The 18,627-nt window shown below is 69.9% G+C and carries 15 protein-coding genes and 1 pseudogene; 13 read left to right on the forward strand and 3 right to left on the reverse strand.

Going from position 1 to position 18,627, the window contains the following annotated elements:
* Nucleotides 1-167: pseudogene (locus tag ACZ6B1_RS27305) on the forward strand (flavodoxin-dependent (E)-4-hydroxy-3-methylbut-2-enyl-diphosphate synthase); the annotation flags it as partial.
* 114 nt (nucleotides 168-281) lie between these two features.
* Here ACZ6B1_RS27305 and ACZ6B1_RS27310 read toward each other — a convergent pair.
* Nucleotides 282-479, reverse strand: a complete 198-nt coding sequence (locus tag ACZ6B1_RS27310) for a hypothetical protein (RefSeq protein WP_468782597.1) — start codon at nucleotides 477-479, stop codon at nucleotides 282-284.
* Nucleotides 480-924: 445 nt separating this feature from the next.
* On the opposite strand from ACZ6B1_RS27310, the gene ACZ6B1_RS27315 reads away from it, so the two are divergent.
* The 8 genes from ACZ6B1_RS27315 (at nucleotide 925) to ACZ6B1_RS27350 (ending at nucleotide 10,344) form a co-directional block, all read left to right on the forward strand.
* Nucleotides 925-1,716, forward strand: coding sequence for a nucleotidyltransferase domain-containing protein (locus tag ACZ6B1_RS27315; RefSeq protein WP_468783094.1), 792 nt, complete (start codon nucleotides 925-927; stop codon nucleotides 1,714-1,716).
* 186 nt (nucleotides 1,717-1,902) lie between these two features.
* Nucleotides 1,903-2,925, forward strand: coding sequence for a LacI family DNA-binding transcriptional regulator (locus ACZ6B1_RS27320; RefSeq protein WP_468783095.1), 1,023 nt, complete (start codon nucleotides 1,903-1,905; stop codon nucleotides 2,923-2,925).
* A gap of 311 nt (nucleotides 2,926-3,236) precedes the next feature.
* Nucleotides 3,237-4,367 carry a glycoside hydrolase family 12 protein gene (locus ACZ6B1_RS27325; RefSeq protein ID WP_468782599.1) on the forward strand — a complete coding sequence of 377 codons (1,131 nt, stop codon included), beginning with the start codon at nucleotides 3,237-3,239 and terminating at the stop codon, nucleotides 4,365-4,367.
* Nucleotides 4,368-5,238: 871 nt separating this feature from the next.
* The gene (locus ACZ6B1_RS27330; RefSeq protein WP_468782601.1) at nucleotides 5,239-6,534 is read left to right on the forward strand and encodes a globin domain-containing protein; all 1,296 of its coding nucleotides are present in this window, start codon (nucleotides 5,239-5,241) and stop codon (nucleotides 6,532-6,534) included.
* Complete coding sequence (locus ACZ6B1_RS27335; RefSeq protein WP_468782603.1) at nucleotides 6,531-7,196, forward strand: pyridoxamine 5'-phosphate oxidase family protein; 666 nt, start codon at nucleotides 6,531-6,533, stop codon at nucleotides 7,194-7,196. Before ACZ6B1_RS27330 ends, ACZ6B1_RS27335 begins: the two co-directional genes overlap by 4 nt.
* 797 nt (nucleotides 7,197-7,993) lie before the next feature.
* Nucleotides 7,994-8,779, forward strand: a complete 786-nt coding sequence (locus tag ACZ6B1_RS27340; RefSeq protein ID WP_468782605.1) for an SDR family oxidoreductase — start codon at nucleotides 7,994-7,996, stop codon at nucleotides 8,777-8,779.
* Nucleotides 8,770-9,387: a VOC family protein gene (locus ACZ6B1_RS27345; protein ID WP_468782607.1), complete on the forward strand. Its 618-nt coding sequence runs from the start codon at nucleotides 8,770-8,772 to the stop codon at nucleotides 9,385-9,387. The genes ACZ6B1_RS27340 and ACZ6B1_RS27345 overlap by 10 nt, the downstream gene beginning before the upstream one ends.
* A gap of 111 nt (nucleotides 9,388-9,498) precedes the next feature.
* Nucleotides 9,499-10,344 (forward strand): nuclease, encoded by an 846-nt coding sequence (locus ACZ6B1_RS27350; protein WP_468782609.1) that lies wholly within the window; start codon nucleotides 9,499-9,501, stop codon nucleotides 10,342-10,344.
* Nucleotides 10,345-10,363: 19 nt separating this feature from the next.
* Here ACZ6B1_RS27350 and ACZ6B1_RS27355 read toward each other — a convergent pair whose 3' ends face one another.
* The gene (locus ACZ6B1_RS27355) at nucleotides 10,364-10,666 is read right to left on the reverse strand and encodes a protealysin inhibitor emfourin (protein WP_468782611.1); all 303 of its coding nucleotides are present in this window, start codon (nucleotides 10,664-10,666) and stop codon (nucleotides 10,364-10,366) included.
* Nucleotides 10,663-11,874 carry a M4 family metallopeptidase gene (locus tag ACZ6B1_RS27360; protein WP_468782613.1) on the reverse strand — a complete coding sequence of 404 codons (1,212 nt, stop codon included), beginning with the start codon at nucleotides 11,872-11,874 and terminating at the stop codon, nucleotides 10,663-10,665. Before ACZ6B1_RS27360 ends, ACZ6B1_RS27355 begins: the two co-directional genes overlap by 4 nt.
* 421 nt (nucleotides 11,875-12,295) lie before the next feature.
* Here ACZ6B1_RS27360 and ACZ6B1_RS27365 point away from each other — a divergent pair, with 421 nt between their 5' ends.
* From ACZ6B1_RS27365 to ACZ6B1_RS27380, 4 genes are all read left to right on the forward strand, one after another.
* On the forward strand, nucleotides 12,296-12,709 hold the full coding sequence (locus tag ACZ6B1_RS27365; protein WP_468782615.1) for a hypothetical protein: 414 nt from the start codon (nucleotides 12,296-12,298) through the stop codon (nucleotides 12,707-12,709).
* The gene (locus ACZ6B1_RS27370) at nucleotides 12,706-14,616 is read left to right on the forward strand and encodes a GMC family oxidoreductase (RefSeq protein WP_468782617.1); all 1,911 of its coding nucleotides are present in this window, start codon (nucleotides 12,706-12,708) and stop codon (nucleotides 14,614-14,616) included. The genes ACZ6B1_RS27365 and ACZ6B1_RS27370 overlap by 4 nt, the downstream gene beginning before the upstream one ends.
* Before the next feature lie 73 nt (nucleotides 14,617-14,689).
* Nucleotides 14,690-16,543 (forward strand): peroxidase family protein, encoded by a 1,854-nt coding sequence (locus tag ACZ6B1_RS27375; protein ID WP_468782619.1) that lies wholly within the window; start codon nucleotides 14,690-14,692, stop codon nucleotides 16,541-16,543.
* A 1-nt stretch (nucleotide 16,544) separates the two neighbouring features.
* The gene (locus ACZ6B1_RS27380) at nucleotides 16,545-18,575 is read left to right on the forward strand and encodes a trypsin-like serine peptidase (RefSeq protein WP_468782621.1); all 2,031 of its coding nucleotides are present in this window, start codon (nucleotides 16,545-16,547) and stop codon (nucleotides 18,573-18,575) included.
* Nucleotides 18,576-18,627: the final 52 nt, after the last annotated feature.

An 18,627-nucleotide genomic window follows, 5' to 3' on the forward strand; every position in this document is an offset into this window, starting at 1 on the left:
AGGGCCAGATCTTCGTCAAGGGCGAGGTCATCAAGACCGTCCCGGAGTCGAAGATCGTGGAGACCCTCATCGAGGAGGCCATGAAGCTCGCCGAGCTGATGCGGCAGGGCGAGATCGACGACTCTTCCGCAGCCGTCCTCTCCGCCGGGCAGAACAGCGCCAGGTGAGCACACCGACCACCGTCAGACCAACCAATGGTGGGCGGCGGGGCAGCGCGCGGGCCGCGGGTGCGGGGAGTCGGGCAGGGCGGCGGCCGTCGTGGCTCCGGGGGGCATGGGTGCCTACTGGTAGCAGGGATCCCCGCACAGCACGGTGACCGTGCCACTCTCACTGGCCGTCGCGGAGGTGCCATGGGTGACGACTGTGGGCGTCCTGCTGGTCTCCCAGGGCATGGGTGCGGCCATGGCCTGCGGTCCCAGGGCAGCGAAAGCCGCTGCGGTCACCAACACGACGGCCAGCGGCCCCTTGCGCAGATGCATCTCAACTCCTCATCCGACGGGTGGGGGTCGGCTGCCGGCTCCTCTCTCGGAGAGACGCCGGCCGCCGGCTGTCATTCTCAGCATGCGCCTCGCCCTGGGCCAAGGTCTGGCTGACAAGTCGAATGAGTCCGCCGGACGGTCAGTCGCAGAAGTAGGCCTTGGCGGCGGCGTAGCTGTCCTCGTAGAGGTGGTAGCGGGTGATCCGCCCGTCCCTCAACGCCGCCAGATGACCCCTGGAGCCGGCTCGGGCATGCACCACCGCTGCGGAACCGACCCATCGCCCTCACCCAGCGCCTGACACACGTCCGGCGCCCGGGGCGTCGCGGGCTGTCAACGGAAACGAGCCGGGCGGGCGTCCTACGCGGGCCGGCCCAGCGGGCGGACACGGCTGGGCCGACGCGTCGACGGCTGCGAGAATCGATGCGTGCGGGTGATCATCGAGGAAATGGCCGGCCGGCTGGCCGAGGTGCCGGGCGTAGCCGGAGTGGTACTCGGCGGCAGCCGGGCACGTGGAGAGCACCGCCCCGACTCGGATTGGGACCTCGGCGTCTATTACCGGGGCGAACTCGATCTTGCCGCCTTGCGCGTGCTGGCGGGCCCCGACGTGGAGGTGGCCGGCCCAGGCGGGTGGGGGCCCTGGGTGAACGGAGGCGCGTGGCTCCAGGTCGACGGCGTGGCGGTGGACTGGATCTTGCGGGACCTGGATCGGGTCGAGCAAGTGTGGGCGGACTGCCGCGAGGGCCGGTACGAAGTGGGCATGCAGCCGGGGCATCCGCTCGGATTCTGGTCCCCGTGTTATGCAGGTGAGTTGGCGCTCGGTCAGGTACTGGCCGACCCGTCCGGCGAGTTGACGGACCTTCGATGCCGGACCGCCGACTACCCAGAGCCGCTGCGAGCGGCGTTGACGGCGGGAGCCTGGGAGGCGGAATTCCTGACCAGCGCCGCGGCAAAGGGGGTGGCGCAGGAAGACACCCTCTACGTCTCGCTCTGCCTGTCCCGGGCCGTCGGCGTGCTGGTGCAGGCGATGTTCGCCGCGGAGCGGCGGTGGTGTCTCAATGAGAAGGGCGCGCTGGCTGTCGCCGAGGCACTGCCGATGGCGCCAGCCGGCTTCGGCCCACGAGTCCGCGGCTTGCTGGGGGCGCCCGGCGAGACGGCGGGGTCGTTGGCGGCAACGGTGGCCGAGGCGCGGGCGCTGGTCGAGGAGACCCTCGCCGCGCTGAGGAACCGCACCGAGTGACAGCTGCCGTCCTCAGTACAGGAATCGCCGGCGCCACGGGTGCAGCCCGGCACGCGAAGGCCAACCGGATTCACCGGCCCGGTATCAGCCCCTGGTCGCACGGCGATCCCGGAATCCGGTGCCGCAAGAAGACCTGTGCCCTGGGTCGTCCGCGCCGTAGTATCGGTGATCTCCGGGGAGGTGGTCATGGGCAGGCGGCAGCCGGGCGCTCCGACACTCGAGGAGGTGGCCGCCCGCGCCGGGGTGGGCCGGGGCACCGTCTCCCGTGTCGTCAACAACGCGGCGGGCGTCAAGGAATCGACGCGGCGAGCCGTGAAGCGAGCCATCGCGGAACTGGGGTACGTGCCCAACCTGGCGGCGCGTTCCCTCGCCGGGCAGCGGGCCGACGCTGTCGCCCTCGTGATGACGGAGCCCAGATGGCGGCAGTTCGCCGAGCCGTTCTTCTCCGAGATCGTCCACGCGATCGGCGACGCGCTGGCCGGCACCGGGCCGCAACTGCTGCTGACCCTCGTCCGCTCGGACGCCGAGCGGCAGCGCTTCCTCGAGTACGCCCGCGGCGGGCGGGTCGACGGAGTCCTGCTGATGTCCGTTCACGCCGACGATCCGCTGCCCGACATGCTCGCCGAGGCCCGGCTGCCGACCGTGCTGATGGGACGCCGCTCGAGCGACGAGCGCGTCAGCTACGTCGACGCGGACAACGCCGGCGGCGCCCGAAGCGCGGTCGCCCACCTGCTGGCCACGGGACGACGGACGATCGCCACGATCACCGGGCCGCTCGACATGTACGTGGCCCAGTGCCGGCTGCGCGGCTACCAGGAGGCCCTCGCGCTGGGCGGCCTGGACGCCCGGCCTTCGTGGGTCGGCGAGGGTGACTTCACCGAGGAGGGCGGCCACCGCGCCATGACCCAACTCCTCGAAAACCATCCGGAGATCGACGGCGTCCTCGCCGCTTCGGACACCACCGCCGAAGGCGCCCTGGCGGCGTTGCGGGCGGCGGGACGGCGGGTGCCGGAGGACGTCGCCGTCGTCGGTTTCGACGACTTCCCGCTCGCGGAGCGGACCGAGCCACGGCTGACGACGGTGCGTCAGCCGCTCGAGGAGATCGGCCGGACCATGGTCCGACTCCTCCTCCAGGAGATCGAGGAGCCGTCCGTGGCGTGGCGCCACGTCATCCTCCGAACGGAACTGGTGTTGCGCGACTCCGCTTGAGTGACGCCGCCGACCGGTTGGGCGGCCGGGGACCCGCGTGCGCGGTGGGGCGGCGTGTCCGCTGGAGTTCGGGAGCGCTCCCAGTACAGCGGCCGTCGACCCGGCGCGTCACGCCGTACCGCTCGACGTTGCCGACCTACGCCCCGACCTGCGCCTGCGCAGGCGTTTCGACGGGATTCTGCGCGCTGCCTTGTCAGGGGCACGACCCTCTCCTACAGTCCCCCGGAAACGGAGGTGATGGGAGCGCTCCCAACCCAGCCTTGTCTCCGGCGCTCCCTCGATCTCTCCCCACCCCCTCCGAGAGGACCCGCATGCGAACCTCACGGCACCCCCTCCCCACCAGGCCGCACGCCCTGTTAGGCGCACTGCTCGCCTCGCTCGCCACCCTGGCGGCGCTGCTCGGTACCGCCCCGGCGGCCCATGCAGACACCTCGATCTGCGAACCGTTCGGAACGACCACGATCCAGGGCCGCTACGTCGTCCAGAACAACCGCTGGGGCACCAGCCAGACCCAGTGCATCACCGCCACCGACTCGGGGTTCAGGATCACCCAGGCCGACGGCTCGGTCCCGACGAACGGCGCCCCGAAGTCCTACCCATCCCTCTACAACGGCTGTCACTACACCAACTGCTCGCCGGGCACCCGTCTCCCGGCGCAGCTCAGCGCCATATCCAGCGCACCGACCGGCATCTCCTACAGCTACGTCAGCGACGCGGCGTACGACGCCGCGTACGACATCTGGCTGGACCCCACTCCCCGAACCGACGGGGTCAACCGCACCGAGATCATGGTCTGGTTCAACAAGGTGGGTTCCATCCAGCCCGTCGGCTCACAGGTGGGCACTGCCACCGTGGCAGGGCGCCAGTGGCAGGTGTGGTCCGGCAACAACGGCTCCAACGATGTCCTCTCCTTCGTCGCCCCGTCGGCGATCGCCAGCTGGAACTTCGACGTCATGGACTTCGTCCGGCAGGCCGTTTCCCGAGGGCTGGCGCAGAACAACTGGTACCTGACCAGCGTTCAGGCAGGCTTCGAACCCTGGCAGAACGGCGCCGGCCTCGCGGTGACCTCGTTCACCTCCACGATCAACACCGGCGGCGGGGACTCCGGAAACCCCGGAGACCCCACGGCCTGCTCCGTGTCGTACGCGACGAACGTGTGGCAGGGCGGCTTCACCGCCGACGTCACCCTCACCAATAGCGGCTCCTCCCCCGTCAGCGCCTGGAAGCTGGGGTTCACACTGCCGGCCGGGCAGCAGATCACCAGCGCCTGGAACGCGAGTCTGACCCCGTCGTCCGGAGCCGTCACGGCGAGCGGTGTCGCCCACAACGCGCAGATCCCGGCCGGCGGGAAGGTCTCCTTCGGCTTCCAGGGGACGTACGGCGGCACCTTCGCCAAACCCGCCGCCTTCAGCCTCAACGGGGCCGCCTGCGGCACCGCGTGACCCACCCTGCGCGGCTGCGCGTGCGCCGAGGCCTCTCGCCTTCTTCAGGGCGCACCACGGACCGGGCCGCGCACCCGGGGCCCGCCCCTGGCCACCACGGCCGGGCGGGCCCCGACATCCTCCACACCGAGATGACGGATTGCGCACACGCGGCCGCCCTCCACGAGAGGGCAACTCGACGACTCCACCGCGCGCCCAGCTCTCACAACTCCCCCACATGAAGCACCGTCTCTCCAATGATCCGCACCAGTTCGACACGCGGAGGCCCTTCTACCGCCCGGTAACCCCGTGCGTCTCTTCAGCGCGCCCTCCTGGGTCATTCGGCGACGTCCTCGACCGCTAGGGTGACGGGCGCCTGACGGTTGCCCGTCCCAGGCGGCCGGGCTGCCGGCGCAGGCATCTGCTCACGCGTGCGCGGGGCTCTCGGCAGTTTCAGCGTCCGACGATGACGTCGCCCCGCTCGTGCTCAGGGTGCCGACGTGGAGAGAAGAAGGTACGTGAGTTCCATGTACAGCGCTCGCCCGCGAACTGGTGTCGCGCGTGTCGCACCCACGTCGCGTGGTGGCGACGTCCATGCCGAAGACCACCCCGCGACACCCGTGGGAGGGTGCGCACCTGTCGTCCCCTCCCCCGCCCCCAGGCGGACGTCACCTGCTCGGGCCTCGTCGGGCCGACATCGTCCGCCGCTGGACAGTGTCCGAAGAACGTGCCGCAGCTCGCCCGGATCGGGTGCCCTGTCCACCGCACGGCGACGAGCGAGCGACATGGCCGCACGAGTTCGGCTCGCGGAAGAAGTGCCCTGCCTTCACATCTGTGCATCTTCTGCAACGGATCATGCCTGGGGTCCGCGATGACGGGCAGGTTCGAGTCCATGCAACTCACCTCGCACGCCGACAGGTCGTCCGGGCCGGCGGCCGGATGGGGCATGGCCGCCTCGGCCCGCCCGGCTCCCCCTCCGGTACCCGGTCACATAGCAGCCGCCCAGCCCCCTGTCAGCGCTGAGGACGTCGCGCTGGTGCGGGCCAGCCTCGAGATCGTCAGTCCTCACGTCGCCGAGCTGGCCGCGCACTTCTACAGCATCCTGTTCGCGCGTTACCCCCAGGTCAGGGGTTTGTTTCCGGCGGAGCTCGATGTCCAGCGGGAACGTCTGGTGCGCGCCCTGCTGCGCATCGTGGAACTGGTCGACGACCCCGGTAACCTCGTGGCGTTCTGCTCCCGTCTGGGACGCGGCCACCGCAAGTTCGGCACGCAGAGCGCCCACTACCCGGCCGTCGGCGAGTGCTTGCTGCAGGCCCTCGCCCACTTCGCGGGCCCGGCGTGGAGCCCGGCGCTGGCGGCGGCATGGCAGCGTGCCTACACCGCTGCCGCGGACGTGATGGTCCGGGCCGCGGAGGAGGACGCCCGTGAGCGCCCGGCCGTGTGGGACGCGCACATCGTCGGACACGTGCACCGCGGGCACAGAATCGCCGAGATAACCGTCCAGCCACAGCTGCCGTATCCGTTCGTGGCGGGCCAGTACGTGAGCATCGAAACGCCGTGGGTACCGAGACAGTGGCGCCAGTACTCCCCCGCGCACGCCCCGCGGCCCAGTTCCGAGCTGACCTTCCATGTACGTGCCGTACCAGGAGGGAAGGTCAGCAACGCGCTCGTCCACCACGCCCGCTTGGGAGACCCCGTCCGGCTCGGCCCGCCGGAAGGCGACATGGTCCTTCGGCCGACCCGCCAACGGGACCTGCTCTTCGTCGCCGGCGGCACCGGCCTCGCTCCGATTCGCGCCCTGATCGAGGAGGTGGCCCGGGACGGCGTCGGTGACGCACGGGAAGTCAGCTTGTTCATCGGCGCCAGAACGGCGGACGAACTGTACGGGCTCGATGACATGCTGCGCATGTCCCAGCGCTACCACTGGCTCCGGGTACGGGCAGCGGTCTCCCACGAGCGCATCGTGGGACTGGAGGGCACGCTGCCCGAGGTGCTGGCGGAATTCGGCCCCTGGTACCGGCATGAGGCGTACCTGTGCGGCCCACCGCAGATGCTGGGCGAAGCGGTGCATGCCTTGCGGCGCCACGGCGTCCCGCCTCGTCACATTCACTACGACCCCTGGGACACCCCTGTGCTGACCGCCCCGTTGGGGCCGCCCCCGCCAGACGAGGAGACCGACCAGCTGTGAACGGCCCCGAGACGACCGGCTCCCGCGGAGAACGCCTGCTGCAGCAGCAGCTCGGCACCGCCGACCGGGCGGCCGCGTTCTACGACCGTCAGGTGCACCCCTACCTGACGCCAGCCATGAGGGAGTTCATAGCCCGGCAGAGCATGGTGTTCCTGTCGACCGCCGACTCCCTGGGAGCCTGCGACGCCAGCTTCCGCTCGGGACCGCAGGGCTTCTGCGTCTCCCTCGACGACCGCTCTCTGACCTACCCGGAATACCGGGGCAACGGTGTCCTGGCCAGTGCGGGCAACATGACCGAGAACCCCCATCTCGGCATGCTCTTCATGGACTTCACCCATGACCACATAGGGCTGCACGTGAACGGCACGGTCCGGCTGTACACGGACCACGAACTCCGCGCGTGGTACCCGCACCTGCCGACCGACACCGCGCCCGGTCGCCAGCCTCACCTGTGGGTTCACGTCACCGTCGAGGAGGCCTACGTCCACTGCTCCAAGCACATTCCCCACCTCGAGCCGGCCCCGCGCCCCCGCACGACGACGGACCGGAACCGTCCCAAGGACAACGCGTACTTTCCGGAGCCCTCCCCCGCTCACCAGGCAGTGCCCGACGCCGAAACCGACCGCGCCTCGTGGCGAGACCGCCTGCGGATCCGCCGCTGATCCTGCCGACGCGGACAGGGCGGATGAGGCGTTGTCGGAGCTGTACGGGAGTGTTCTGCACCAGGGGACCGTCTATGCCGCCACCGCGGAGGCGGTGCCGTTCCTGGCCGGGATCGCGGCAGTCGGCCACCGTGCGGCACCGCACCGCGCTCGCCGCGGTTGTCCCGCGGTCCGCTGAAGGTGGACGCCGATCCGGCGGGGCGCCTGCCATGCGCTGGAAGCCCTCGGCGCCGACGCGATGAACGGTGACCACCTACGCCGGCTCTCCGTGCTCGCCGAGGGCGACGCGCGGATCGTGCGCTCCGGAGTCGAAGACCACATCATCCGCCGCCCGGGGGCGGCGCCTTTCGAGAGCACGGCGGGGCGCTGCTCACCGCCCTCAGGATCGACCCAACTCCCTGACGTGTCGGCGTCGTCGGCTGCTCCGGCATCAGAAACAGGCGGCCGCACTCGGGGGCCACAGCCCGGATGCGCCTCGGCCGGACGAGTGACAGACTGAAGTCAACGTGGTCGGCCGTCCGCGGCGGAGGCCCCATGACCGTCCACTCCCGTCCCTGCTGTGGTGCATCCCCGGCGACGCTGTGGTGCATCCCCCAGCGACCCGATCCGTTCGCTGACCCGTCGGGTACTTCCCGGCCATTGAAGGGCCGGATCCGCCGGACTGGACGGTCTTGAGGGTCAGCCAGTACAAGCCCGGGAGACACGAGGATGAGCATGTGCGGCGTGCGGAGGGACGTCCGGGTATCGCGGTCTCACGGCGGTGAGCTGCTGTGAGTACGACCGGAGGGGCCCGTCCGGTGGACGAGGGTTTGGCCGGACGAACGGTCGTGGTGGTGGGAGGCAGCTCGGGAATCGGTCTGGAGACCGCGCGGCAGGTGCGTGCGGCCGGGGGCGACGTGGTGCTCGCGGCGCGGAACGCCGATCGGCTCGAGCGAGTCGCGGACGAGTTGGGTCCCGTCGGAACTGCCGCGTTCGACGCCCTGGACACCGATCGCCTGGAGCGGTTTCTGCACGACCTGCCGGGGCTGGTCGACCATGTGCTGGTCACAGCGGGCAGCCCGTCGTACACACCCCTCGACGAGCTCGACCTGGCCGATGCCGGACGTGACTTCGGTGGGCGTATCGCGATGCTGCTGGCGGCGGGGCGGGCGTGCCGGGAGAAGGTCAGGGCGGGAGGGACGCTGTTGTTCATCGGCGGAACCGGCGGCCGTCGGCCCGCGGCCGGGATGGCCGTGACGGGCGCGCTCACCGCGGCGCTCCCGGCGCTCACCGCCAACCTGGCGCTGGAAGTGGCCCCGGTACGGGTCAACCTCATCGCCGCCGGTTTCGTGGACACACCGCTGTCGGCCTCCCTCCTCGGTGAGCGACTCGAAGCACGCCGGGAACAGTTGCGCAAGACCCTGCCCATCGGCCGGGTGGTCGGCCCGGCGGATGTCGCGGCCCTGGCCCTGCACATCATGCCAACGGCGCCCTCACCGGGGCCACCTACGACATCGACGGCGGCCAGCAGCTCGTCGCGCACTGATCGTCCGATCAGCGCCCAGGGTGCGATCTCCGGACGGAGACACAAACGATGGACATGAAACTAGAGGTCGTCGTGGTGCCGGTGTCCGACGTCGACCGGGCCAAGGAGTTCTACACGGCGCTGGGCTGGAGACTCGACGCCGACGTCGCCCCCGATGCCGAGTTCAGGGTGGTTCAGGTGACCCCTCCGGGCTCACCGGCGTCGGTGATCTTCGGCACGGCCGTCACGGAGCAGGCGCCGGGTTCGGCGCAGGGCCTGCACCTGGTGGTCGACGACATCGAGGCCGCTCATGACGAGTTGACGCGGCGCGGTGCCGACCCGAGCGCGGTGTTCCACGATGCCGGCGGCGTGTTCCACCACGGCGGCACCGACGCCCGGCTACCGGGTCCCGACCCGGGACGCGGCAGCTACGGCTCCTTCCTGTCGTTCACCGACCCGGACGGCAACGGCTGGCTCCTGCAGGAGATCACCACGCGCCTCCCGGGACGGCTGGACCCCGCTACCACCGCTTTCGCCTCGGCCGAGGACCTGGCCGGCTCTCTTCGGCGCGCCGCGGCCGCCCACGGTGAACTCGAGGCACGCACCGGTGCGGAGGATCCCAACTGGCCGGACTGGTACGCGCGGTACATGGTGAGCGAGCAGGCCGGAGCGGAACCGCCGTCGTAAGCCGTTCCCCTGATTCCGGGCGCGAGGGCCCCGGCCCATCGCCGTGATCGGATTCCGAGCCGGTCCCACAGATCCCAACCCACTTCGAACCCATCCCCCATCGGAGTCGTCATGCCCATGCTGCTCATCCAGGGCAAGTTCCGCCTGAAGGGCACGGAGCCGGACGGAGACACCGTCCACTTCGTCGCGGACAATCCCAACGACTGGACGCTCGTAGGCGGCAAGCACCCGGTGCATGCCACCGACGGTGACGCCCCCCTCCGTCTGGAGGGCATCGACGCGCTGGAAACCCACTACGGCGGAGAACACCAGCCACTGCAGTTCGGCCACGCCGCCGCGGCTGAACTCCTCACCTGGCTCGGCTTCAACACGGTGCAGCGCAACTCGGGAGAGAAGGTCACTTCCTCGACACCCGAGACCACGCCCGGCTACGTCCTCACCGGGGGCGGTGACATCCACAACCGCGCCGTGGCCCTCGTCGGGCGGGGCGGACCTCCCGCGGCCAGTGGTACGGCGGTCACTGTGGACGTGCCGTTGCTGCGGCAGACCGCCAACCATCATCTGGCCTCACTGGGCCTGGTCTACCCGACCTTCTACACCAGCCTGTTCCGCGACCTGCGGGAGGAACTCACGAAGGTCGCGCAGAACGCCCGAACCGCCGGCCAGGGCTTGTGGCCGCAGGACGCGACCACCTCCGGGTTCAAGGTCACCGCGCTGACCACCATCACCGACGACGCCGTGATCCTGCCCAAGCTGTTCCGGCGGCTGGTGGACTACTTCGAACTGGGCATGTCGGTGTCCTGCTTCCCCGCGTACCTCGCCGGCAAGGAGGACACGCTCACGGTCCTGTCCACCGGTGAGCGGCTCGTGGGCCTGCACCACGTCGTCACCGTCACCAACGGCCACTCCATCCGAATGACGCACCCGGTCGAGGACTTGCTCTTCGACGAGGGCTGAGTCATCGACGAGGGCCGGGTCATCGCTGCGCGAAGTGTTTTCTGAGCGAGGTGAGCAAGGCCGCGAACGCAGGGGTCATGGCGGCGTCCGACTGCTCGAGGACCGTCACGCGGTCGCCGGACTCCACCGTGATCGTGTAGCTCATCGCATCCCGGGCGCGGCCGGTCTCCTCCTCCTGGGGCGTCGCGGTGGCATCGCTCAGCAGTCGGGCCAGTTCAGCCGTAGCGGTCTCGGACAGGGCGTCCGTGTCCAGCACCTCGGGCGGGCGGCGGAGGTTGGTCACCGCCGCCAGCCCGCCGTAGGTCTCCAGTTTCAACTTCACTTGGTGCCCCTGAGCGCGGCCATGTCCTTGGCCAGCCCCGTGACCTTGTCGTTCAGGGCACCGATCTGCCTGGCGAGGGCCGCCAGGCCGTCCTCCCGGCCCGCGCCGCCGTTCCCATTGGCCGCGAAGCCGCGTACCCGGGCGACTCCGGCCGGAACTCCCCTGACCGGGACTTCGACCTCCTGCCACGCCGACAGCACGGCCGACTGCTCGGAGCTGCCGGCGCCAAACAGTTCCCCGGCCTTCTGGAAGGTGGTACCCGCGAAGTCCTGGAACTGGTCCTCGGTGCTGGACGCCTTGAGCGCTTCGTACCAGATGGTTCCGGCTGCCTCCCATGCGAATCCGCCTATGTGCGCGGCCGTGAGGAAGAACGCCTTGTTCGGAATGCCGGAGTTGAAGTGCACTCCGCCGAAGTCGCCTCGCTTGGTGTCGGGCAGGTGGATGAACTTACTCATCCGGTCGGGCTGGGGGTCCTTACCGAACTGCGGGTTGTCGAAAGCGTGCCCCGGTGCCTTCATCGATCGCAGGGCGTCGCCACCGACTCCAGGAGTCCACACGTCGGCTCCGATCAGCCAGTCCGCCTCCTCGGCCGTCTGCTTCAGGGACCACTGCTTGACCAGCGACCCGAACACGTCCGACATCGACTCGTTCAGGGCCCCGGGCTGATTGTGGTATTCGAATTCCGACGTGTGATCCGTGACTCCGTGCGTCAACTCGTGGGCGATCACTTCGAGGGATCCGGTGAGATTCTTGAACCTCTTTCCGTCCCCGTCGCCGAAGAGCATCTGCCGTCCGTCCCAGAAGGCATTGTTGACCTGGAAGCCGAAGTGTACGTATCCGTCCAGGCGCATCCCCCTGCCGTCGACCGAATTCCGCTGGAACACCTCCTTGTAGAAATCACGGGTAAGGCCGAGCGCGTCGAACGCCCGGTTGATGGCCGGGTCCGCGACATCCGGGCCGTCCTCAGGCCTGGCCAGGACGGCGTCGGGGAGGGATTCCCCCTGCTCGCAGTCGAAGACGGTGCGCCGACCGTCACCGGGGGCCGCCGCGCCGGCGAAGGACGCCCGGACCGCTCGCTCACCGCGCAGCCGGGCAGTGACCAGCATGGTGTCCAAGGCGGCCTGGCGCACCTCTCTGTCATCGCTGTCCAGGAGCCTGTCGAGAATGTACGGGGGGATGATGCAGTTGATCGGGCGAGTCCGGCTCATGGAGCACCTCCTGAGTGAGAGGACCGACGGCGGATCATTCATCGTTTCGAGGCGGATTTACGACTTGCGACAAGCGCAGTCGCAGACAATCCGCAGATGCCCGCTGACAGGGCAGCAAAAGGGGAAGCGTCGACACCGGCCATCCCCGTCTCCAGCGGCGTGGTCACGCTGATATCACCAGTCTCCTGCCGTCCGTAGTGGCTGGCAAACGCAACACGAGGACCGGAAAACCAATTTTGTTGAACGCAACGCCAATTGGTTGAACGTGACGCCAATAACCGTGCCGCCCTCGAGATGCAGCTCAGCAGCCGTTCCCATAGCGTGGCCTGTAAGAGTGCGTCCAGGGTGTTCCTCTCCCTTTTCGTGGGGTTCGGCCGACGGTCCCGTCAGCGCACGAATCCCCACACCCCCAGGAGACATCATGGCCACGGTTCCCACTTCACAGCGCCCTGTCTCGGTCTATGTCCTCGCCGGCATCAGACTGTTCAACGGAGCGGCCGGTCTGCTGGCACCGGAGATGCTCATCCGGCGGTTCGACCCCGACCGCGATCCGCCCAGTCCGGCAGCCGTCTACGCCTTCCGCCTCTTCGGTATCCGAACCGTCCTCCTAGGCCTCGACCTGCTGACCCACAGCGGAGCCCGGCTGCGCGACGACGTGTGCGAAGGCATCCTGATCCACGGCAGCGACACCGCGACAGCGGCCACGCTCGGCCTCCATGGGCAGGTCCCACCGCGCACCGCGCTCCTGACCACCCTCATCTCGGCCGTGAACACCGCCCTGGCCATCAACGGCAGCGTCTCGCTCGCCAACTCCCCGAAGGACAAGCGGAAGTGAACACGCAGTCCGGGATCACTCCCCCTACCGAGACCGGCTTCGACTACGTCGTCGTCGGCGCCGGCGCCGGTGGCGGACCGCTCGCGGCCAACCTCGCCGCCGCGGGCATGCGCACCCTCCTCCTCGACGCCGGCGGTGCGGAGGAGAACGACAACTACCTGGTGCCCGCCTTCCACGCCGACGCCTCCGAGGACCCGGTCCAGTGCTGGAACTACTTCGTACGGCACTACGCCGACGAGCAGCAGCAACGGCGCGACAGCAAGCTCGTGCCGGACAGGGGTGTCCTCTACCCGCGCGCCGGAACGGTCGGCGGGTGCACCGCGCACCACGCGCTGATCACCGTCTACCCCTACAACCGTGACTGGGACGCCATCGCGGAGGAGACCGGTGACGCGACCTGGCGGAGCACCGCCATGCGCCGGTACTTCGAGCGCCTGGAGCGCTGCACGTACCGGCCCCGGCCCAAGGAGCCCCCGGGCAACCCGCTGCTGGCCAGACTGCTCCGGGCGCTGCCCCTCGTGTCGGACCGGTACCGCAACCACGCCCGGCACGGGTTCGACGGCTGGCTGCCGACCTCGCTGGCCGACCCCCGACTGGCCGTGCAGGACGAGCAGTTGCTGAAGGTCGTCCTCTCCGCCGCGGAGGACACGCTCGCCGGTTTCCTCGGCCGGCCGCTGTCCCCTCTGGAAGGTCTCGGCTCACTCATCGACCCCAACGACTGGCGGGTGCAGACCCAAGCACTGCAGGGACTGTGGCAGATTCCGGTCTCCACCGCCGACGGCCGCCGCAGCGCCGTACGCGAACGCGTCCGGGCCGTGCAGCGGAGCCACCCGGATCAACTGGTGGTCCGCACCCACGCGTTGGCCGCACGGATCGTACTGGACGAGGACAACGCGGCGACCGGCGTGGACTACCTGGATGCGGCGCACGCCTACCGGGCCGATCCCGGTACCCGGCCCGCGTCCGGTCACCCGGTGCTGCGCCGTGTCGTCGCAGCACGCGAGGTGATCCTGGCCGCGGGAGCGTTCAACACACCCCAGCTGCTGATGCTTTCGGGCATCGGACCACCGGAGGAGCTGCGGCGGCACGGCATCCCGGTGCGTGTCGGCCTGCACGGAGTGGGTGCCAATCTCCAGGACCGGTACGAAGTCGGCGTGGTCAGCCGGATGGACCGCGACTTCCCCGTCATCAAGGACTGCTCCTTCCACGCTCCGCGGCCCGGGAGTGAACCGGACCGCTGCTACCGGGCCTGGCAGCAGGGCAAGGGCCTCTACACCACCAACGGCGCCGTACTCGGTATCACCCGAAAGTCACGCCCGGACCTGGACGCCCCCGACCTGTTCATCTTCGGCGGCCCCTTCGACTTCCGGGGATACCGCCCCGGCTACTCCCTCGACCTGACCCACTACAAGGACCGCTTCACCTGGGCCATCCTCAAAAGCCGCACTCACAACACCGGAGGCCGGGTCCGACTGCGCTCCCCCGACGCCCGCGACACGCCACTGGTCAACTTCCACTACTTCACCGAGGGCACGGACAAGGAGGGCCTCGACCTCGAAGCGATGGCCGACGCCGTGGAGTTCGTGCGCGGGATGAACCGCAGGGCCGGCTCCGTGATCCTCAAGGAGCTGTGGCCCGGCGAGGACGTCGGTGATCGCGACGCCGTGCGCGGGTTCGTCCAGGACGAGGCCTGGGGCCACCACGCGTCGTGCACCTGCCGAATGGGACGCTCCGACGATCCCTCGGCGGTGGTCGACAGCGCCTTCCGGGTCCGAGGGGTGAACCGTCTGCGGATCGTCGACGCCTCGGTCTTCCCACACATTCCCGGGTTCTTCGTCGCCGCGCCCATCTACATGATCAGCGAAAAGGCGAGCGACGTGATCCTCGGGGACGCGGCCGCCGCCTGACCCCGTACGGATCTGACCCCCGCACGGGCGCGCTTCCCGCGCGAACGACAGGAGCCACCCAAGGAGTACCGCGATGAGCACGCACCGACGCCCCGAACGACGTTCCCCGGCCGGATACCGCACGTCACTCCCCTGGCGGATCATCACCGGCGCCGCCCAGTACATCGACCGACGCTTCGGCTGGGACCGACTCCCCGTCGTCGCGGGCCTGCTGACGCTCTTCGGGCTGCGTGTCAGGCTTCGGCAGAAGAACCTGTACGACACCGGTGGGCTGCCCTCGGTCAACGGACCCAAGCCCGCTCCGCCGTCCGCGGGCAACCGGGTCAACCGGACCGCCGACGGCAGCCACAACGACCTCGGCGACCCGCGCATGGGCATGGCGGGCACCCGCTTCGGCCGGAACATCCCACTGGGGAACATCGCCCCGGCCGCACCCGAGGACGTGCTGTCCGCACCCAGTCCGCGCGAGGTCAGCCGCACTCTGCTCACCCGCCATGAACTCATCGCGGCCGAATCCGTGAACTCCCTGGTCTCCGCCTGGCTCCAGTTCATGATCCGCGACTGGTTCAGTCACGGCACGAGCCCTACGGACCGGCCCTGGGAGGTCCCCCTCCTCGGCGACGACCCGTGGCCGGAACACCCCATGAAGATCTTCCGGACCCCGGACGACCCGACCCGTGACCCGCAGGCGCCTCCCGGTACACCCGACACCCGCGTCAACGTCTCCTCCCACTGGTGGGACGCCTCCCAGATCTACGGCAAGAACGAGGTCGAGCAGCACCAGTTGCGCACCGGGCGACTGGGCAAGCTGCACCTGTGGGACGACGAGCAGGCCCCCGTCCCGGCGGACCCCTCCCAGGACCCCACGCGCGTCCCCGGCTTCTGGCTGGGCCTCGCGATGATGCAGGACCTCTTCACCAGGGAGCACAACGCGATCTGCGACCATCTGCACGGCGCCTACCCCTCCTGGAGCGACGAGGAGCTGTTCCAGCGGGCCCGGCTCGTCAACGCCGCGCTCCTCGCCAAGATCCACACCGTGGAGTGGACACCGGCCGTGATCAGCCATCCCACCACCGTCAAGGCGCTTCGGGCCAACTGGTGGGGCGTCGCGGGCGAACGCGTCCACAACCTGTTCGGCCGGATCGGCGACAGCGAGGTCATCAGCGGCATTCCCGGCGGCGAGACCGACCACTACGGTGTCCCGTACTCCCTCACCGAGGAGTTCGTGGCGGTCTACCGGATGCATCCGCTGATCCGCGACGACTGGCACCTGCGCTCCGTCGCCGACGACACGACCCTGCGCCAGTGCACCCTGCGCGACATCTCAGGTCCGGGCGCGCTGAAGTTCCTGGAGACCACGGAGATGGCCGACCTGCTGTACAGCTTCGGCACGCTCCATCCCGGACTGGTCACGCTGCACAACTTCCCCAAGTTCCTTCAGGAGTTCGAGCGGCCCGACGGCCATCTGCAGGACCTCGCCGCGACCGACATCCTGCGCTCCCGGGAGCTGGGGGTACCCCGCTACAACGAGTTCCGGCGGCTGCTGCGGCTCAAGCCCGCCAAGAGTTTCACGGAATTGGCGCACGACCCGGCGTGGGCCGAGCAGATCGAGCGGCTCTACGACGGCGACATCGAGAAGGTCGACCTGATGGTCGGTCTGTACGCGGAGAAGCTTCCGGCCGGATTCGCCTTCAGTGACACGGCGTTCCGCATCTTCATCCTGATGGCCTCGCGCCGGCTGAACAGCGACCGCTTCTTCACCACGTATTACACCCCCGAGGTCTACTCCAAGGCCGGGATGGCCTGGATCGACGACAACACCATGGTCACCGTCCTGCTGCGCCACCACCCCGAGCTGCGTACGGCCCTCTCCGGTCTGACCAACGCCTTCGTGCCATGGCACAACGCCGCACGGAAGGACTCCTGAGATGGCGGCGGTGGAAAGCCTCCGGCAGGAGCGCGCGCACCAACTCGCCGCAGCCGCCGAGCGATACCGCGCCACCAGCGACGAACGCCGGGCCGTGGAGCGGCAGCAGGACGCCGGCGTCCCCTTCCCGGACTCGCGGCAGGCCCTCGCGGCGCGCGCCACACGTCTGCTGGACCGGCACGCGGTGCCCGCCGCCATGGCCGTGGAGGCGGTGCGCGCGGAGCCGCTGGCCGCGCCCGACGCGTACGAGCGCATCCTCGGAGTGTCGAAGGAACTGCAGGCGTGGAGTTTCCTGCCGCGCGGTGCCCGGGCGGCGCGTACCGTCGCCCGGATCTCGACCAGGGAGAACGGACGCGAACTACCGCTGGGCACCGGCTTCCTGGTGTCGCCGCGTCTGCTCATGACCAACCATCATGTGCTCCCCGACGCGGAGGCGGCCCGGCAGTGCTTCGTCGAGTTCGACGCCCAGGTCACCGTCGACAACACCCCGCAACCCGCGACGCGGCTGGAGTTCGCCCCGGACGCGTTCTTCGTGGCCGACCAGCGCCTGGACTACGCCCTGGTGCTGGTGGCCTCCGGGCCGGACGGGCGGCCACCGGGCGAGACGTTCGGCTGGAACCGGCTCAGCGTCCAGACGGGCAAGCTGGTCATCGGCGAGCCGGTCAACGTGATCGGTCACCCGATGGGGCGGCTGAAGGAGATCGCCGTCCGCGACAACATGCTCCAGGTCCGGCTCGACGACTTCCTCCAGTACCGGACGGACACCGAGCCCGGCAATTCGGGTTCCCCGGTCTTCAACGACCAGTGGGAGGTCGTCGCACTCCACCACAGCGGGGTGCCGAAGACCGACGAGCAGGGGCGCGTCCTGCGCAGGGACGGGCAGGTGTGGCAGCCGGGGGACGGCGAGGACGCGGTCGACTGGGTGTCCAACGAGGGCGTACGCGTCAGCTCCATCCTGCGGCACCTCGCTCAGCTGCCGGCCGGCACGCGAGCGGGTCCGCCGGCGGAGATGGGCACCGAGTCGGGTCTGGGGGTGGCGGAGTCCATGGTCCCCGCTCCGGCGTCCGCGGCCGCCGTACCCGTCCCGGGTGCCGCGGCGGGAGTCACGCACACGGGCCTGCGCGCCCGGGACGGCGCGTTCGGCGGCGGGCGTCATCTCGTGTTCCTGCACGGTCGCTCCCAGGAACACAAAGACCCCGAGGACCTGCGCCGCGAGTGGACGGCCGGGCTCAATCAGGGACTCGTCCGTGCCGGGCTCCCGCCGGTCGACCCGGCCGACGCCTGGTTCCCGTACTACGGCGATCGGCTGGTGCGGGTGCTCGCCGCCCACGAGGCCGTTCCACGGGGCGCCGAGGCGGTGAGTCCGTCCCCGGCCGAGGCGGTCGCCCCGGTCTCGCCCACCGCGCGAGCGCTGTACGAGGAGATGATCGGCGAGGCCGCCCGCCGGTGGGACCTCCCCGAGGAGAGGCGGCCCGAACTCGAGCGGATCACCCGGGGCGACGTCGTCGCAGGCCTGCATCGGCAACTGGGCTGGCTGGCCGCGAGGAGCGACCTCGACGCATGGACGATCGCCCTGGTTCTGCGCGATGTGGCCGCGTATCTCGACGACCGGCCCGTCCGGGACGCGGTCCTGGACAGTGTGCTCGGCACACTGCCCGAAGAGGGCGAGGTGATCCTCGTCAGCCACAGCCTCGGCACGGTGGTCGGCATGGACCTCACCACACGGCTGTCTCCCGCCCTGCGCACCATCCACCTCACCACGGTGGGCAGTCCGCTGGGTCTGGACAGCGTGTACAAGAGGCTGCTCATCGGCGGGCCCAAGCGCCCTGACGTGGTGGCGGACTGGCTCAACGGGTGGTCACCGTCCGACGCGGTGGCCATCGGCTGCCCGCTGGCCGACGAGTGGGCGGGCACGGTGACCGACATCGCCGTCATCAACGCCCGCGACCGGGCCCACAACATCGCGGAGTACCTCTCCCACCCGGAGGTCGCCGGGCAGATCGGCAGCCACCTCGGGCTCACCGCGGGGTAGCCGGGCGAGTCGTATTCGACCGCGGCGGGCGGGGCACCGGGCCCCGCCCGTC

The sequence above is a fragment of the Streptomyces sp. NPDC041129 genome (assembly GCF_055592265.1).

Excerpts from the sequence above, each read along its gene's own strand:
- ACZ6B1_RS27320 (WP_468783095.1), top strand. The coding sequence starts at position 1,903 with ATGGGCAGGCGGCAGCCGGGCGCTCCGACACTCGAGGAGGTGGCCGCC.
- ACZ6B1_RS27345 (WP_468782607.1), top strand. The coding sequence starts at position 8,770 with ATGGACATGAAACTAGAGGTCGTCGTGGTGCCGGTGTCCGACGTCGAC.
- ACZ6B1_RS27330 (WP_468782601.1), top strand. The coding sequence starts at position 5,239 with ATGCAACTCACCTCGCACGCCGACAGGTCGTCCGGGCCGGCGGCCGGA.
- ACZ6B1_RS27325 (WP_468782599.1), top strand. The coding sequence starts at position 3,237 with ATGCGAACCTCACGGCACCCCCTCCCCACCAGGCCGCACGCCCTGTTA.
- ACZ6B1_RS27310 (WP_468782597.1), bottom strand. The coding sequence starts at position 479 with ATGCATCTGCGCAAGGGGCCGCTGGCCGTCGTGTTGGTGACCGCAGCG.
- ACZ6B1_RS27375 (WP_468782619.1), top strand. The coding sequence starts at position 14,690 with ATGAGCACGCACCGACGCCCCGAACGACGTTCCCCGGCCGGATACCGC.
- ACZ6B1_RS27315 (WP_468783094.1), top strand. The coding sequence starts at position 925 with ATGGCCGGCCGGCTGGCCGAGGTGCCGGGCGTAGCCGGAGTGGTACTC.
- ACZ6B1_RS27380 (WP_468782621.1), top strand. The coding sequence starts at position 16,545 with ATGGCGGCGGTGGAAAGCCTCCGGCAGGAGCGCGCGCACCAACTCGCC.
- ACZ6B1_RS27360 (WP_468782613.1), bottom strand. The coding sequence starts at position 11,874 with ATGAGCCGGACTCGCCCGATCAACTGCATCATCCCCCCGTACATTCTC.
- ACZ6B1_RS27350 (WP_468782609.1), top strand. The coding sequence starts at position 9,499 with ATGCCCATGCTGCTCATCCAGGGCAAGTTCCGCCTGAAGGGCACGGAG.
- ACZ6B1_RS27365 (WP_468782615.1), top strand. The coding sequence starts at position 12,296 with ATGGCCACGGTTCCCACTTCACAGCGCCCTGTCTCGGTCTATGTCCTC.